This is a genomic window from Pseudomonas sp. MWU12-3088, assembly GCF_023242405.1.
In the GTDB taxonomy this organism is placed as follows: domain Bacteria; phylum Pseudomonadota; class Gammaproteobacteria; order Pseudomonadales; family Pseudomonadaceae; genus Aquipseudomonas; species Aquipseudomonas kribbensis.
Window position 1 is genome coordinate 585,200 of record NZ_JALJEA010000002.1, and the last position, 15,224, is coordinate 600,423.

At 61.2% G+C, this 15,224-nt stretch carries 11 protein-coding genes; 5 read left to right on the plus strand and 6 right to left on the minus strand.

All coding sequences use genetic code 11. The features are described from left to right. Positions 1 to 109 precede the first annotated feature (109 nt). Positions 110 to 1,918 (minus strand): sodium-extruding oxaloacetate decarboxylase subunit alpha, encoded by a 1,809-nt coding sequence (oadA, locus tag M5B98_RS08455; protein ID WP_248742435.1) that lies wholly within the window; start codon positions 1,916 to 1,918, stop codon positions 110 to 112. 11 nt (positions 1,919 to 1,929) lie between these two features. Next, on the minus strand, positions 1,930 to 3,345 hold the full coding sequence (locus tag M5B98_RS08460; RefSeq protein ID WP_085708794.1) for an acetyl-CoA carboxylase biotin carboxylase subunit: 1,416 nt from the start codon (positions 3,343 to 3,345) through the stop codon (positions 1,930 to 1,932). 191 nt (positions 3,346 to 3,536) lie between these two features. Here M5B98_RS08460 and M5B98_RS08465 point away from each other — a divergent pair, with 191 nt between their 5' ends. Beyond that, positions 3,537 to 4,499: a LysR family transcriptional regulator gene (locus M5B98_RS08465; protein ID WP_085708793.1), complete on the plus strand. Its 963-nt coding sequence runs from the start codon at positions 3,537 to 3,539 to the stop codon at positions 4,497 to 4,499. Here the strand turns inward: M5B98_RS08465 and M5B98_RS08470 are convergent. From M5B98_RS08470 to M5B98_RS08480, 3 genes are all read right to left on the minus strand, one after another. After that, positions 4,441 to 4,653 carry a PA3496 family putative envelope integrity protein gene (locus tag M5B98_RS08470; protein ID WP_085708792.1) on the minus strand — a complete coding sequence of 71 codons (213 nt, stop codon included), beginning with the start codon at positions 4,651 to 4,653 and terminating at the stop codon, positions 4,441 to 4,443. The two genes, M5B98_RS08465 and M5B98_RS08470, sit on opposite strands and share 59 nt — an antisense overlap. 109 nt (positions 4,654 to 4,762) lie before the next feature. Next, positions 4,763 to 5,629 carry a transcriptional regulator HexR gene (gene hexR, locus M5B98_RS08475; protein WP_007954250.1) on the minus strand — a complete coding sequence of 289 codons (867 nt, stop codon included), beginning with the start codon at positions 5,627 to 5,629 and terminating at the stop codon, positions 4,763 to 4,765. Positions 5,630 to 5,779: 150 nt separating this feature from the next. Continuing rightward, positions 5,780 to 8,653 (minus strand): GGDEF domain-containing phosphodiesterase, encoded by a 2,874-nt coding sequence (locus tag M5B98_RS08480; RefSeq protein ID WP_192552605.1) that lies wholly within the window; start codon positions 8,651 to 8,653, stop codon positions 5,780 to 5,782. A 259-nt stretch (positions 8,654 to 8,912) separates the two neighbouring features. Here M5B98_RS08480 and uvrD point away from each other — a divergent pair, with 259 nt between their 5' ends. The 4 genes from uvrD (at position 8,913) to M5B98_RS08500 (ending at position 13,278) form a co-directional block, all read left to right on the plus strand. Continuing rightward, a complete protein-coding gene (uvrD, locus tag M5B98_RS08485) occupies positions 8,913 to 11,096 on the plus strand; it encodes a DNA helicase II (protein WP_114886442.1) in 2,184 nt (727 codons plus the stop codon). 141 nt (positions 11,097 to 11,237) lie between these two features. Beyond that, positions 11,238 to 11,678 carry an EamA family transporter gene (locus tag M5B98_RS08490; protein WP_248742436.1) on the plus strand — a complete coding sequence of 147 codons (441 nt, stop codon included), beginning with the start codon at positions 11,238 to 11,240 and terminating at the stop codon, positions 11,676 to 11,678. A 175-nt stretch (positions 11,679 to 11,853) separates the two neighbouring features. Next, the gene (locus M5B98_RS08495) at positions 11,854 to 12,732 is read left to right on the plus strand and encodes a Tim44 domain-containing protein (RefSeq protein ID WP_248742437.1); all 879 of its coding nucleotides are present in this window, start codon (positions 11,854 to 11,856) and stop codon (positions 12,730 to 12,732) included. A gap of 138 nt (positions 12,733 to 12,870) precedes the next feature. After that, positions 12,871 to 13,278, plus strand: coding sequence for an SMI1/KNR4 family protein (locus M5B98_RS08500; protein ID WP_007995855.1), 408 nt, complete (start codon positions 12,871 to 12,873; stop codon positions 13,276 to 13,278). Positions 13,279 to 13,299: 21 nt separating this feature from the next. Here M5B98_RS08500 and M5B98_RS08505 read toward each other — a convergent pair whose 3' ends face one another. Continuing rightward, positions 13,300 to 15,063, minus strand: coding sequence for a cation:proton antiporter (locus M5B98_RS08505; RefSeq protein ID WP_248742438.1), 1,764 nt, complete (start codon positions 15,061 to 15,063; stop codon positions 13,300 to 13,302). Positions 15,064 to 15,224: the final 161 nt, after the last annotated feature.

The window sequence follows — 15,224 nt, forward strand, 5'->3', positions numbered from 1 at the left end:
TGCCCTGAACGCCGCTCCTGCGGGGCGGCGTTCAACTGAAAACTGCGAGCAAAAAAAAGGGGAGCACATGCCCCCCCGAGGTTTAAAGCGTTGTATCGAGGCCGTTATCTCAGCCTTCGATCTCGATCAGGATTTCGCCCGGGTTCACCCGGTCGCCCTTGGCAACGTGGATGGCGGTAACCTTGCCGGCAATCGCGGCCTGGACTTCGGTTTCCATCTTCATCGCTTCGGTGATCAGCACAGCCTGGCCGGCCTTGACGGTGTCGCCCTCCTTGACCAGCACATCGACGATGTTGCCCGGCATGGTGGTGCTGACATGGCCCGGTGCCGAAGCCTGCTTGCGCTTGCTACTGCCGCCGCCGACGAATTCGTTAAGTGGCTCGAACACCACTTCTTCCGGCATGCCGTCGATGGACAGGTAGAAGTGGCGCTTGCCTTCCGCCTTGACGCCGACACCGGTGATATCCACGCGGTAGGTTTCGCCGTGGACGTCGATGACGAACTCGGTCGGTACGCCTTCGCCGCCGGCCGAAGCCACCTTGCCCGCTTCCGGAATCGGCAGCAGCACTTCCGGGGTGAGGGTGCCGGCAGCACGCTCTTCGAGGAACTTGCGACCGATGTCCGGGAACATGGCGAAGGTCAGCACGTCTTCTTCGGACTTGGCCAAAGCGCCGATCTCGGCACGCAGCTTGGTCATTTCCGGCTTGAGCAGGTCTGCCGGGCGGACATCGATGACTTCTTCGCTACCGATGGCCTGGCGACGCAGCTTCTCGTTCACGGTGCCCGGCGCCTTGCCGTAGCCGCCTTGCAGGTAGAGTTTCACCTCGTTGGTGATGGTCTTGTAACGCTCACCGGCCAGCACGTTGAAGAACGCCTGGGTGCCGACGATCTGCGAAGTCGGAGTCACCAGCGGCGGGAAGCCGAGGTCTTCACGTACGCGAGGGATCTCCGCCAGCACTTCATTCATGCGGTTGAGCGCGCCCTGCTCTTTCAACTGGTTGGCCAGGTTGGAAATCATCCCGCCCGGTACCTGGTTCACTTGAACTCGGGTGTCGACAGCGGTGAATTCGCTTTCGAACTGGTGGTACTTCTTGCGCACGGCGTAGAAGTACAGACCGATTTCCTGTAACAGCTCCAGGTTCAGACCGGTGTCGAACTCGCTGCCTTTGAGGGCGGCGACCATCGACTCGGTGCCCGGGTGGCTGGTGCCCCAGGCGAAGCTGGAGATGGCGGTGTCGATGTGGTCGGCACCGTTTTCGATGGCCTTCAACTGGCACATCGCGGCCAGACCGGCGGTGTCGTGGGAGTGGATGAACACCGGCAGCGATTGCTCGGCCTTGAGGGCCTTGACCAGCTCACCGGTAGCGTACGGAGTCAGCAGGCCGGCCATGTCCTTTATCGCCACCGAGTCGCAACCCATGGCTTCCATTTGTTTGGCCTGGGCCACGAACGCGTCAATGGTGTGCACCGGGCTGGTGGTGTAGGCGATGGTGCCCTGAGCGTGCTTGCCGGCAGCTTTCACCGCTTCGATGGCCACGCGCAGGTTACGTACGTCGTTCATCGCGTCAAAGATGCGGAACACGTCGATGCCGTTGACCGCTGCCTTGGCGACGAACGCCTTGACCACGTCATCGCTGTAATGGCGGTAGCCCAGCAGGTTCTGCCCGCGCAGGAGCATTTGCAGACGAGTGTTGGGCAGCGCAGCGCGCAGTTGGCGCAGGCGCTCCCACGGGTCTTCTTTCAGGAAGCGTACGCAGGCGTCGAACGTCGCGCCGCCCCAGACTTCCAGCGACCAGTAGCCGACCTTGTCCAGTTTGTCGCAGATCGGCAGCATGTCTTCGGTGCGCATGCGGGTGGCGAGCAGCGATTGGTGGGCGTCGCGCAGGATGGTGTCGGTTACGAAAATCTTTTTAGTCATTGTTCTATTCCTCACAGGCCTGCGTGGGCGGCAATGGCGGCGGCGATGGCCAGGGCCAGCTCTTCGGGTTTGCGCTTGATCGAGTAGTTGGTCAGTTCAGGGTGGCTTTCAACGAAGCTGGTATTGAACTGGCCGCTACGGAATTCCGGGTTGCGCAGGATTTCCTGGTAATACGCGGCGGTGGTCTTCACACCTTGCAGACGCATGTCGTCGAGGGCGCGCAGACCACGGTCCATCGCCTCTTCCCAGGTCAGCGCCCAGACCACCAGCTTCAGGCACATCGAGTCGTAGAACGGCGGAATGGTGTAGCCGGTGTAGATCGCCGTGTCGGTCCGTACGCCCGGGCCGCCGGGGGCGTAGTAACGGGTGATCTTGCCGAAGCTCGGCAGGAAGTTGTTTTTCGGGTCTTCGGCATTGATCCGGAACTGCAGGGCAAAACCGCGATGCTGGATGTCTTCCTGCTTCACCGACAACGGCAGGCCGGAGGCGATGCGGATTTGTTCGCGGACGATGTCGATCCCGGTGATTTCTTCGGTGATGGTGTGTTCCACCTGCACCCGGGTGTTCATCTCCATGAAGTACACCTCGCCCTCGGCGAGCAGGAACTCCACGGTGCCGGCATTCTCGTAACCCACGGCCTTGGCCGCGCGCACCGACAGGTCGCCGATGTAGGCGCGCTGCTCCGGGGTCAGCTGCGGGCTCGGGGCGATTTCGATCAGCTTCTGGTTGCGGCGCTGGATCGAGCAGTCACGCTCGAACAAGTGCACCACATTGCCGAAGCTGTCGCCGAGGATCTGCGCTTCGATGTGCTTCGGATTGACGATGCATTTTTCCAGGAACACTTCCGCCGAACCGAAAGCCTTGGTGGCTTCGGAAATGACCCGAGGGAAATTCTGTTCGAGTTCTTCGCGGCTGTTGCAGCGACGGATACCGCGACCGCCACCACCGGAGGTGGCCTTGAGCATCACCGGGTAACCGATGCGGTCACCCTCGCTCAACGCTTCTTCAATACCCGAGACGTTGCCTTCGGTGCCCGGCGTGACCGGCACACCGGCCTTGATCATGCTGCGGCGCGCCTCGGTCTTGTCGCCCATGCGGCGGATGACTTCCGCCGACGGACCGATGAATTTGATCCCGCGTTCGGCGCAGATCTCTGCCAGTTCGGCGTTTTCCGAAAGGAAACCGTAGCCGGGGTGCAGTGCATCGCAACCGGTTTCCACCGCCAGGTTCACCAGCTTGCGCGGGTTGAGGTAACCGGCCAGCGGCTCGGCACCAATGCTGTGGGCCTCGTCCGCACGCTTCACATGCAAGGCATGGCGGTCGGCGTCGGAAAAAATCGCAACCGAGCGAATGCCCATCTCGGCGCAGGCACGCACGATTCGTACGGCAATCTCACCACGGTTGGCGATCAGGATCTTTGTTATCACTTGGAGGTTCCCTTGAGCCGGTGGTACCCACGACCTGCTAGACCCAGGTCGACGCGTGACCAAATGTTTCAATCTGGTCGCGGCTTCACACTAGCGCTCACAAGGGATTAACAAAAATGAATAAAAATTGGGTCAGGCATAAGTAAAGACTTATAGTCATTACACCAGCCAGCGGCCAGAGTCGGTAGAAAATGCGTAAGTCCTTGATGCGTATGACATTGCGTCAATTGCAGATCTTCAACGAAGTGTGTGATTTACGTTCCTACAGCCGCGCAGCCGAGGAAATGTCTCTCACGCAACCGGCCGTCAGCCTACAGATTCGTCAGCTTGAAGAGCTGATCGGGCAGCCGCTGTTCGATTACGTCGGCAAAAAACTCTACATGACCGAGGCCGCCGAAGCACTCCAGCGCGCCAGCCGCGACATCTTTGGCCGTCTGGAAAACCTCGACATGCAGCTGTCGGACATGCAGGGCTCGCTACAGGGCCAGTTGAAACTGGCGGTGGAATCCAGCGCCAAATACTTCGTGCCGCACTTGTTTGCAGCCTTCAAGCGCCAGCATCCGGAGGTGAACCTGCAATTGACGGTAGTCAACCGCGGCCAGGTGATTCGCCGCCTTTCCGACAACCGCGACGACCTGGTGATCATGTCGATGGTGCCGCAAGACATGGGCCTGGAGTTCCTCCCCTTCCTCAACAACCCGATCGTGGCAACCGCCCGACCGGACCATCCGCTGGCTCACATGGGACCGCTGCGTCTGCAGGACCTTGAGCCTTACACCCTGCTGATTCGCGAGCCCGGCTCGGGAACGCGACTGGCCTGTGAAGAGTATTTCAAAGAGAAGCGCGTGCACTTCACCCAGACTCAGGAAGTGGCGTCGGCTGAAGCTCAGCGAGAGTGCGTTTTGGCGGGTCTGGGCGTGGCACTGTTGACGCGACACGCCCTGAACCTGGAGCTGGCGACCGGCGGCCTGGTGGAGCTGCCGGTCGAAGAGTTGCCGCTGTTTCGCAGCTGGTGCCTGGTGCAAGCCAAGGCCAAACGCCTGTCACCGGTGGCGCACGCTTTCCTTGCGTTTATCCGCAGCGAACGGGTGCAGATCAGCGCGCTGGTTGAGCGCTTCGACGGGAAGCTGCGGGAGCTGCCTGCCAGTAGTTGAGTTCGATGTCCTCGGGAAAATCGCTGATTTCGGTCTGAAGCTGACGAAGTTCGAAGCGATCTTCGATGGCGCGGCGGAATTCCATGCGGCGCTGGTCTTCCTGCTGACGACGGGTTTTCGCGGCGCTGTTGCGTTCTTCGTAAGGCTGAGCCATTTCGAGTCTCCCAAGGCGATTACGGGAGTTTCACGATAGGCGCGAGGGATGACGGTTTGGCTTCGCCGGGGTTACAGGCAGATGAAGATTGCCTTCACCCCATGACTACTCAGTCATCCAGCGCTTTCACCGATTTTGGAGACAGCCGCAAGCTGCGCAGGCTGCGCTTGACGCTCTTGAGGTGGTTGACCAGGCTCGGCCCGCGCGCCATGGCCACGCCCATGGCCAGCACGTCGATCACCACCAGGTGGGCGATGCGCGAGGTCAGCGGCGTGTAGATTTCGGTGTCTTCGTGCACGTCGATCGCCAGGTTGACGGTCGACAGCTCGGCCAAAGGCGTCTGGCTCGGGCACAAGGTGATCAGCGACGCACCGCTTTCGCGAACGAGGTTGGCGGTGATCAGCAGGTCCTTGGAGCGACCGGACTGGGAAATGCAGATCGCCACGTCGGTCGGCTTCAGCGTCACCGCCGACATCGCCTGCATGTGCGGGTCGGAATAGGCTGCCGCCGTCAGCAGCAGACGGAAGAACTTGTGCTGCGCATCCGCCGCCACCGCGCCCGACGCACCAAAACCGTAGAACTCGACGCGCTGGGCCTGGGACATCAACGTCACCGCACGCTGCAGCTCCAGCGGATCGAGTTTCTCGCGAACCTCCATCAGCGTGTGCAACGTGGTGTCGAAAATCTTCAGGCTGTAGTCGGCGACCGAGTCGTCTTCATGGATCGCGAACTGACCGAAACTGGCGCCGGCCGCGAGGCTCTGCGCGAGCTTGAGTTTCAGATCCTGAAAACCGGAACAGCCGATGGCACGGCAGAAGCGCACAATGGTCGGCTCGCTGATGCCGACGCTGTGCGCCAGGTCGGCCATGGAACTGTGCATCACTGCCGCAGGGTCAAGCAGCACGTGGTCGGCGACCTTGAGCTCCGACTTGCGTAACAGGTGACGTGACTGGGCGATGTGTTGCAGCAGATTCAAGGGGCTGGACTCTTGTTATGGAAAGATGTGCTTTGGCCAGATGCCAAGGATGTAGCAAGCTTGTAGTTATACTACATGAATCGGCTTTTTGCCTGCTCAATGCGTAACTGGATCGCCCCGGATCAGGCGACATGCACTGCATGTAGCCCTTTACCGGGGATTTTCCTGCCGGCCCAACAAGCCAGCCAGACCGGCCGCCTCCACCGGGCGGCTGATCAGATACCCCTGCACTTCGTCGCAACCCTCGGCCTTCAGGAACTCAAGCTGCTCCGGCCGCTCGACGCCTTCCGCCACTACTTTCAGCGACAATCCATGAGCCATCGCAATGATCGCCCGGGTGATCGCCGCATCTTCGCTGCCCTCCCCCAACCCGCGAATGAACGCCTGATCGATCTTCACGTAATCCACCGGAATCCGCTTCAGATAGCTCAGCGACGAATAACCGGTGCCGAAATCGTCGATCGCCAGTTTCACGCCCAAGTCCCGCAGTTGCTGGAAAGTGGCGATGATGTGTTCGACGCTGTCGAGCAACTGGCTTTCGGTCAGTTCCAGTTCGAGGTAGTGCGGCGCCAGCCCGGTTTCCTCCAGCACCTGGCGCACCAGACTGACCAGTTTGCCCTGACGCAACTGATGCACCGACAGGTTCACTGAAACCCGGATCGGTTCCAGCCCCTGCCGCTGCCATTCGCAGGCCTGCCAACAGGCCTGACGCAGGACGAATTCGCCGATCGGCCCGATCAGTCCCGTCTCCTCTGCCAGACCGATGAAGTCCCCCGGCGGCACCCGGCCCATGGTCGGATGATCCCAGCGCACCAGCGCTTCGGCGGCGTTGAGACGACCGGTCGCCAGGCACAGCTTCGGTTGATAGAAGACGTTGAGCTGCTTGTCCTCGATGGCTTTGCGCAGCTGGTTTTCCAGCTGCAGACGCTCCAGCGTGCTGGCCTGCAGGCTGTCGGTGTAGAACTGGAAGTTGTTGCCGCCCAGGTGTTTGGCATGCTGCATCGCCATGTTCGACTGACTGACCAGCGCGGCAACCTCCCGGGCGTTGTCCGGCAACATGCTGATGCCCATCGAGGCGCTGACCACCAGCTCATGCCCTTCCACCGTCAGCGGCAGGCGCAGCTTGGCCGACAGCCGCGTGGCAACCCGCGCCAGACTCGACAGGTTGCCGTAGGCATCGAACAGCACCGCGAATTCGTCGCCGGACAACCGGGCAATGGTGTCGGCTTCCGGCAAGGCACTGACCAGACGCCGCGACATCTTTTGCAGCAACTGATCCGCGATCTCGTGGCCGAGGCTGTCATTGAGCAACTTGAAGCGATCCAGATTGATGTGCAGCAGCGCCAGACTCCGCCGCCCGCCCTGCCGTACACGCTGATGCGCTTCGTGCAGACGTTCGCGGAACAACGAACGGTTGGCCAGACCGGTAAGTTCGTCGTAGTGCGTCAAATAACGCATACGCTCTTCGGATTCGCGTCTTGCCGACAGATCAGCGAAGAAGCCGACGATATGACTGACATTTCCCCGACTGTCGCGTACCGCATTCAATTGCAGCCACTGTGGATAGAGCTCGCCGTTCTTGCGGGTCTCCACCAGTTCGCCCTGCCAGCTGCCGTGCTGCTCCAGCGCGTGGCGGATGGCGACGTAATGCCGCCGGGCGTCACGGCTGCACGGCAATTCGACGACATTGCGCCCGAGCATGTCGTCGATGTCGTAACCGGTAACCCGGCTGAAGGCCTGGTTGATGGCGATCAGCGAATAATTCGGGTCGAGGATCACGATGCCTTCGCTGGCGGCCTCGAACACCGTGGCCGCCAGTTGCTGCTGGGCCTCCAGGCTTTTGCTGACACTGATGTCGCGCCGGGTGCCGACCATGCGGATCACCCGCCCGCTGTCATCGCGTTCCACCGCACGACCACGGTCCTCGATCCAGACCCAGTGACCGTCGCCATGGCGCACGCGGTACTCGATTTGATAATCCTCGGTGCGCCCCTTCAGATGCTCGATCAACGCCCGTTTAAGCGGTGGGACATCTTCCGGGTGCAGCCGGGGCCGCAGATGCCTCAGTAACCCGGTGACGTATTCCGGATCAAGGCCGAACAGTTCCTGAATCTGCGTGTGGTGAACTTCGTCGGTCTGCAGGTTCCAGTCCCATAGCCCCAGTTCACTGGCCTTCAACGCCAGGGCCAGGCGCGCTTCGCTTTTGCTCAGGGCCTGGTTGGCGGCGTCCAGTTCGCGACTGCGCTGGGCCACCCGGTCCTCCAGTTCGACCTGGGCTTCGCGTAACTTCGCTTCGGCACAGCGGCGCTGTTCGATTTCCTTCGCCAACGCCTGGTTGAGCAGTTCGCTGCGAGATTGGGCTTGTTGCAAGTGTTCGATCAAGTGCTGGTTCTGGAAGCGCCGCAGCAAACCACGGTCGATCAGCCGGTTGACCTGCCACGCCACCACGCTCAGGGAACCGAGCAGAATCAGTCCGAGCCACCCCCAGCCCCGCGCCAGCTCGTCACCACCCCAGAACAGATAGCCGATGGCCGGCAGCAGGCATGGCAAGGTAAAGGAAAGAAAGGCCGGAATACTCACGGCGTAGGCCACGCTGGCCGACAGAGTTGCGGCGCCGATCAGGCCGAACACCCAGGCTTGTTGCATGAAATTGTCGGCCGGGACCAGGGCGATGCCGGCGCCAGCCAGGGTCAGGCCGGTCATGGTCGAACCGAGCAGGAACATCCGGCCCCAGATCGGCTGGGCCTGGCGGTCGGGGATCGCCGAATCGAACGCTGCAACCTGAATCACCCGCAACGCCACCAGCGACAGCAGCCACACCAGCCAGACGCTGACCACAAAATAACGCTGCGGACTCCAGAGCAAACCGGCGCAGACCAGACCATTGATCAACATGAACAGGGTGGGCAACAGCGAACCCTGATATAGAAGGCGCGTGCGCTCGACCGCCATCTGGGTGGCGTAATGCTTGCGGATCACCCGGGGTTCCACAGAGGGGCCCGACAGGTCGAAGCTGAGGGTCATAGGCAACGTTCTTGTTCTTATAAGTGTGAGCATGCGCCCGGAAACGTGGACGGAGCATACACAAGCCCAACCACTTGCCAAACTGCTCCAGATCATAATTTCGCCGAAACTTTTCGACCTCCCGTCACCCGCAAAAGCCCCGACGCCAGGCGGGCCAACGCCTGTAGCCGGTGACCGACCGGTCGTCATCGGCAGCACTTTCATCGGCTAATGCAAAGCTCGGTTTGCCCGGGCCTGCGGCGCACCCTAGAATGCCCCGATGCGCGATGATCTCTCCCTTCTGCTGAACTCCCTCAACGATGCCCAACGCCAGGCCGTAGCGGCTCCCGTTGGTCGTCAATTGGTCCTGGCCGGTGCCGGCTCAGGCAAGACCCGAGTGCTGGTGCACCGTATCGCCTGGTTGATCCAGGTCGAAAACGCCTCGCCCCACTCGATCCTGTCGGTGACCTTCACCAACAAGGCCGCTGCCGAGATGCGTCACCGCATCGAGCAATTGCTGGGGATCAACCCGGCCGGCATGTGGGTTGGCACCTTCCACGGCTTGGCGCACCGTCTGTTGCGGGCGCACTGGCAGGAAGCAGGCTTGAGCCAGACCTTCCAGATCCTCGACAGCGATGACCAGCAGCGTCTGGTCAAACGGGTGATCCGCGAGCTGGGGCTGGACGAACAGCGCTGGCCGGCCCGTCAGGCCCAATGGTTCATCAACGGGCAGAAAGACGAAGGTCTGCGTCCGCAGCACATTCAGGCCAGCGGCGATCTGTACCTGGCCACCATGCGCGGCATCTATGAGGCCTACGAGGCTGCCTGCCAGCGCGCCGGCGTCATCGACTTCTCCGAACTGCTGCTGCGTGCCCTCGATCTGTGGCGCGACCATCCGGGCCTGCTGGCCCACTACCAGAAGCGTTTCCGCCACATACTGGTGGACGAGTTCCAGGACACCAACGCCGTGCAATACGCCTGGTTGCGTCTGCTGGGCAAGGGTGGCGACAGCCTGATGGTGGTCGGCGACGACGACCAGTCGATCTACGGCTGGCGCGGCGCGAAAATCGAGAACATTCATCAGTACTCTTCCGACTTCCCGGATTCCGAGACCATCCGTCTGGAGCAGAACTACCGCTCCACCGCCGGCATCCTGAAAGCGGCCAACGCACTGATCGCCAACAACACCGGGCGTCTGGGCAAGGAGCTGTGGACCGACGGTGGCGACGGCGAAGCGATCAACCTGTACGCCGCGTTCAACGAACACGATGAAGCACGCTACGTTGTCGAAACCATCGAAAGTGCGCTGAAAACCGGCCTGGCTCGCAGCGATATCGCGATTCTCTACCGCTCCAACGCCCAATCCCGCGTTCTGGAAGAAGCCTTGCTGCGCGAGCGCATTCCGTACCGCATCTATGGCGGCCAGCGCTTCTTCGAGCGCGCGGAAATCAAGAACGCCATGGCCTACCTGCGTTTGCTGGAAGGTCGCGGCAACGATGCGGCGCTGGAACGGGTCATCAACGTCCCGGCTCGCGGCATCGGCGAGAAGACCGTCGAAGCCATCCGTGAACATGCGCGCCACAGCGATGTGTCGATGTGGGAAGCCATGCGCCAGCTGGTGGCCAACAAGGGCCTGACCGGTCGTGCGGCCGGCGCCCTCGGTGCATTCATCGAGCTGATCGAGAACCTCGCCGCCAAGTGTGCCGAAATGCCGTTGCACCTGATGACCCAGACCGTCATCGAGCAATCCGGCCTGATCGCCTACCACGAAGCGGAAAAAGGCGAGAAAGGCCAGGCCCGGGTGGAAAACCTTGAGGAACTGGTCAGCGCCGCGCGCAACTTCGAGAACACCGAAGAAGACGAAGACCTGACGCCGCTGGCGGCGTTCCTCGGCCACGCGTCGCTGGAGGCCGGCGACACTCAGGCCGACGAGCACGAAGACAGCATTCAGCTGATGACTCTGCACAGCGCCAAGGGCCTGGAATTCCCTTACGTGTTCCTGGTAGGTATGGAAGAAGGCTTGTTCCCGCACAAGATGAGCCTGGAAGAACCGGGGCGTCTTGAAGAAGAGCGTCGTCTGGCTTACGTCGGCATCACCCGGGCCATGCAGAACCTGGTGATGACCTACGCTGAAACCCGACGCCTGTACGGCAGCGAAACCTACAACAAGGTGTCGCGATTCGTACGGGAAGTGCCGAAAGGCCTGATTCAGGAAGTGCGGCTGTCGAACAGCGTCAGCCGACCGTTCGGCGGCAACCAGTCGATGAGCGGCAGCAACCTGTTCAGCGGCAGCGAGATCCCGGATACCGGCCTGAGTCTCGGCCAGGCTGTGCGGCACTCGATCTTTGGCGACGGCGTGATCCTCAACTTCGAGGGCGCCGGGGCTCAGGCACGGGTGCAGGTGAACTTCAGCGAAGGCAGCAAGTGGCTGATGCTGGGTTACGCGAAGCTGGAAGCCATCTAAACGCCGGCTCTGCTGTTCTGTGGGAGCGAGCCTGCTCGCGAATTGGAACGCCGCGTTTATCTGATAAACCACGGTGCAGCCATCGCGAGCAGGCTCGCTCCCACATGGATTCATGCAACCCTTACCGACAGGACAACATCCATGGGCTCTGGCTTCTTTTCCTCCTGGACATTCTGGGCCCTGCTCTCGGCCACCTTCGCCGCATTGACGGCAATCTTCGCCAAGGTCGGCATCGAAAACGTCAACTCCGACTTCGCCACTTTGTTGCGCACCATCGTGGTACTCATCAGTCTGGCCTTGATTTTGTACGCCACGGGCCAATATCAGTCCCTGGGATCGATCTCTGCCAAAAGCTATCTGTTCCTGCTGTTGTCGGGCCTGGGTACCGGAGCTTCGTGGCTGTGCTACTTCCGCGCTCTGAAAGTCGGGCCGGCCTCGCTGGTCGCTCCGGTGGACAAGCTCAGCGTGGTGCTGGTGGCGGTGCTCGGCGTGATTCTGCTGGGCGAGAAACTTGACCTGCGCCAGTGGGGCGGCATCGGTCTGATCACCGCGGGCGTGGTGATGTTGGCGTTTCGACGCTGATCCATTTCCCACTGAACCTACCTCCTTTTCCTACAGACAAAAGTACATAGCCTTATTGCCTCGACCGAGCTGAACGTAACCTGTCAGGCAAAAGCCCGAAACACTCTCTCGCTAGCCAGTGACACTTCAGCTGTGCAACATGGCGCGCGTGTCTCCACAAACGGGAATTCCCTTTATGAAACGTTTTCTTAGCATCGCCATGGCGTTGTGCATCGGCCTGACGATGAGCCTCGACGCCAACGCCAAGCGCTTTGGTGGTGGCAAAAGCGCCGGCGCTGCGCCGACGCACCAGACCAGCCAGATGGCTCCTTCTTCCCCAGGCATGGGCGGCGCGGCTGCGACCGCCGGTGCTGCCGGTGCCGCGGGCGCTGCTGCCAAGGCTGGCGGCGCTTCGAAATGGCTCGGCCCTCTGGCCGGCATCGCTGCCGGCGGCCTGCTGGCGTCCATGCTCATGGGTGGCGGCTTCCAGGGCATGCAGATCTTCGACATCCTGATCATGGCCGTGATCGCGTTCGTGATCTTCCGATTCATCGCCGCTCGTCGCCGCAAGCAGCAGGAGCAGTTCGCGCCGGCCGGCGCGCCGATGCAGCGTGAAGTGTTCGAGCAGAAGCCTGCCGCCATGGGTTCGATCTTCGGTGGTTCGGCCGCTCCGGTTGCCGCCCGTCCGGTGATCAATGCACCGGCCTGGTTCAACGAACAGCGCTTCCTCGAAGCCGCCCGCAGCCACTTCCAGGCGCTGCAGCAGCACTGGGACGCCAACGAAATGGACAAGATCGCGGAGTTCGTGACCCCGCAAATGTTCGAGTTCCTAAAGCGCGAGCGCGCGGAACTGGGCGATGCGTTCCAGTCCACCTTCATCGAAAACCTCCAGGTACAACTGGACGGCGTGGATGACCGTGCGGACAAGACCATCGCCACCCTGACCTTCAACGGTGTGTCGAAGACCTCGCGTTTCGACCAGCAGGGCGAAGTGTTCAGCGAAAGCTGGAACATGGAACGTCCACAGGGCGACAACCAGCCTTGGCTGGTCGCCGGTATCCGCCAGAACGGCTGATCACCTCCGACGTTTTACCCGCTGCAATAAAAACCCCGGCCTCGGCCGGGGTTTTCTATTTCGCGGTTGCATCTATAGCGAGCTACTGTATAAACCGGCCCATATAAACCGCGCCATTCAAGCAAGAGGATCCCGGACGTGGAAGAAATCATCGAACAACTGCGCGAAGCCAACGAACCCGTGCCGGTTCCCCTGGAGTTGCCCGACGAAGACCAGTTGGTGGAAGTCGAAGAAGAACTCTTCATCAACATCCCGTTCGTCTTCAAAGAATTTCTGCTGACCGTCAGCGACGTGGTTTACGGCAGCCTGGAGCCGGTGACCGTCACCGACCCGCAGTCCCACACCTACCTGCCGGATGTAGCCGCCAATGCCTGGGACGCCGGCGTGCCGCGCGACCTGATCCCGATCTGCCAGGACGGCGACAACTACTACTGCGTCGAAGAAGACGGCACCGTGGTTCTGTGGTCCGGCGAAGAAGAGTTGATCACCGAGGAGTCCTGGGAGTCGGTCTGGCACTGGGCACGGGACGTCTGGCTGGAAAGCTGATCCGCCAGACGCCCCGCCGGGTCAAAGCCCCGACGATTCCTTGTGATTGTCGAGGGTTTCCAGCAGGGCCACCTGCATCCGCGTGTGCACCCGGATGAACCAGCGCCAGAGCAGCGCCGCCACGGCGGCCGCGACCACGGCGACCAGCACCAGCAACTTGTTGGTCGGCAGAATACTGGCCGACAAGGCTGCCAGCAGCAGGAAAATCACCAGCAGCGAGAGGATCGGGATCACTTCGGCGATCACCCGGCGCACTCGCTGTGTGTGACGCCCCGCCATCTCCGGCTTCACGCCCATCTCCGCCAGCAGCATCGACAGCGCCTTGAGCTTGCGATAGGCCGCAATCAGGAACGGCAGCGACAACAGCAACGCCCCACCCCAGATCAACGCCTTCTGCCAGCTCGGATCGCTGATCCAGTCCTGCAGCCAGGTCGAGAGACGCCCGGCAAAGAAAGCGCCGGCAAAGAAGATCGCAATCACCAGCGCCAGATTGACCCCGACCTGCAGCAGAATCCGCCGGATCATCGACGCCAGCATCGCGCCCTCGCCCTGCGGCTGAATGCTGCGCAGCCATTCGCCATACATCCCGAACACCCGCCCGAGACGCTGTGGCATGGCAGCCGACAGCTTGATCGACAGCGGATCTGCCGCGCGGATCAGGTAAGGAGTCAGTAGCGTGGTGATGACCGAGACCGCCACGGCCACCGGATAGAGGAAGTTACTGGTCACCTGCAGCGTCATGCCCAGCGCGGCGATGATGAAGGAGAACTCGCCAATCTGCGAAAGACCCATCCCGACCCGCAGTGAGGTGCGTCCGTCATTGCCGGCGATAAAGGCACCGAGGCCGCAGGACAACATCTTGCCCAGCACCACGGCGACGGTGATCACCGCAATCGGCCACGCGTATTGCAGAAGGATCATCGGATCGAGCATCAGGCCGATGGCAACGAAGAAGATCGCACTGAACAGGTCGCGAACCGGCTCGATCAGGCGCTCGATCTTCAGCAATTGCCGCGACTCGGCCATGATCGCGCCGATCAGGAAGGCGCCGAGCACCATGCTGTACTCAAGCTTGACCACCAGCAGGCAGAAGCCGAAGCACAGCCCGAGCACGGTGATCAGCAGCATCTCGTTGCTTTCGAACTTCGCCACATAGGCCAGCAATCGCGGTACCAGCAGAATGCCGATGACCAGCGCGACGATCATGAACAGCGACAGCTTGCCGACCGTGGAAAACACCTCGCCGGAACTGACCGTGCCGCTGACGGCGATGCTTGAAAGCAGCGCAATGATACCGATGCCGAGAATGTCCTCGACGATCAATACGCCGAAGATCAACTGGGCGAAGCGCTCGTTCTTCATCTTCAGATCGTTGAGCGCCTTGACAATGATGGTGGTCGAGGAAATCGCCAGGATCGCGCCGAGGAACAGCGAATCCATGGTGTTCCAGTCGAACCAGCGGCCGATTTCGTAGCCGATCCAGATCATCAGGATGATTTCCAGGAACGCCGCGATAAACGCCGTTGCACCCACCTTGAACAGCTTGCGCAGGCTGAACTCCAGGCCCAGGCAGAACATCAGGAAAATCACCCCCAGCTCGGCGAGGGTCTTGATGGTTTCTTCATCGTGGATCAGGCCGAACGGCGGGGTGTGCGGGCCGATGATGAAACCGGCGACGATATAGCCGAGCACCACTGGCTGCTTGAAACGGTGGAACAGCACGGTCACCACACCTGCGACCAACATGATCACTGCCAGATCCTGAATAAAGCTGATGGCATGCATGGCGTGGGCTCCTTGAATGACGATGCTCGCGGCAGGCGTCTGAAAACGTCTGGGCGAGCTGAGTAAAAATCCGCTTTAGGTGTAGGAATCGCCCTTGGGGTGGGCTTTTGCAGGGTAACACCGCGACTTCCGGCTGAAAGGCGGTGCAATATATGGAAACA

What these genes read in the sequence shown, in the direction of transcription:
- M5B98_RS08465 (WP_085708793.1), top strand. Translation starts at nt 3,537, where the DNA reads ATGCGTAAGTCCTTGATGCGTATGACATTGCGTCAATTGCAGATCTTC.
- M5B98_RS08480 (WP_192552605.1), bottom strand. Translation starts at nt 8,653, where the DNA reads ATGACCCTCAGCTTCGACCTGTCGGGCCCCTCTGTGGAACCCCGGGTG.
- M5B98_RS08495 (WP_248742437.1), top strand. Translation starts at nt 11,854, where the DNA reads ATGAAACGTTTTCTTAGCATCGCCATGGCGTTGTGCATCGGCCTGACG.
- uvrD (WP_114886442.1), top strand. Translation starts at nt 8,913, where the DNA reads ATGCGCGATGATCTCTCCCTTCTGCTGAACTCCCTCAACGATGCCCAA.
- M5B98_RS08490 (WP_248742436.1), top strand. Translation starts at nt 11,238, where the DNA reads ATGGGCTCTGGCTTCTTTTCCTCCTGGACATTCTGGGCCCTGCTCTCG.
- oadA (WP_248742435.1), bottom strand. Translation starts at nt 1,918, where the DNA reads ATGACTAAAAAGATTTTCGTAACCGACACCATCCTGCGCGACGCCCAC.
- M5B98_RS08470 (WP_085708792.1), bottom strand. Translation starts at nt 4,653, where the DNA reads ATGGCTCAGCCTTACGAAGAACGCAACAGCGCCGCGAAAACCCGTCGT.
- M5B98_RS08505 (WP_248742438.1), bottom strand. Translation starts at nt 15,063, where the DNA reads ATGCATGCCATCAGCTTTATTCAGGATCTGGCAGTGATCATGTTGGTC.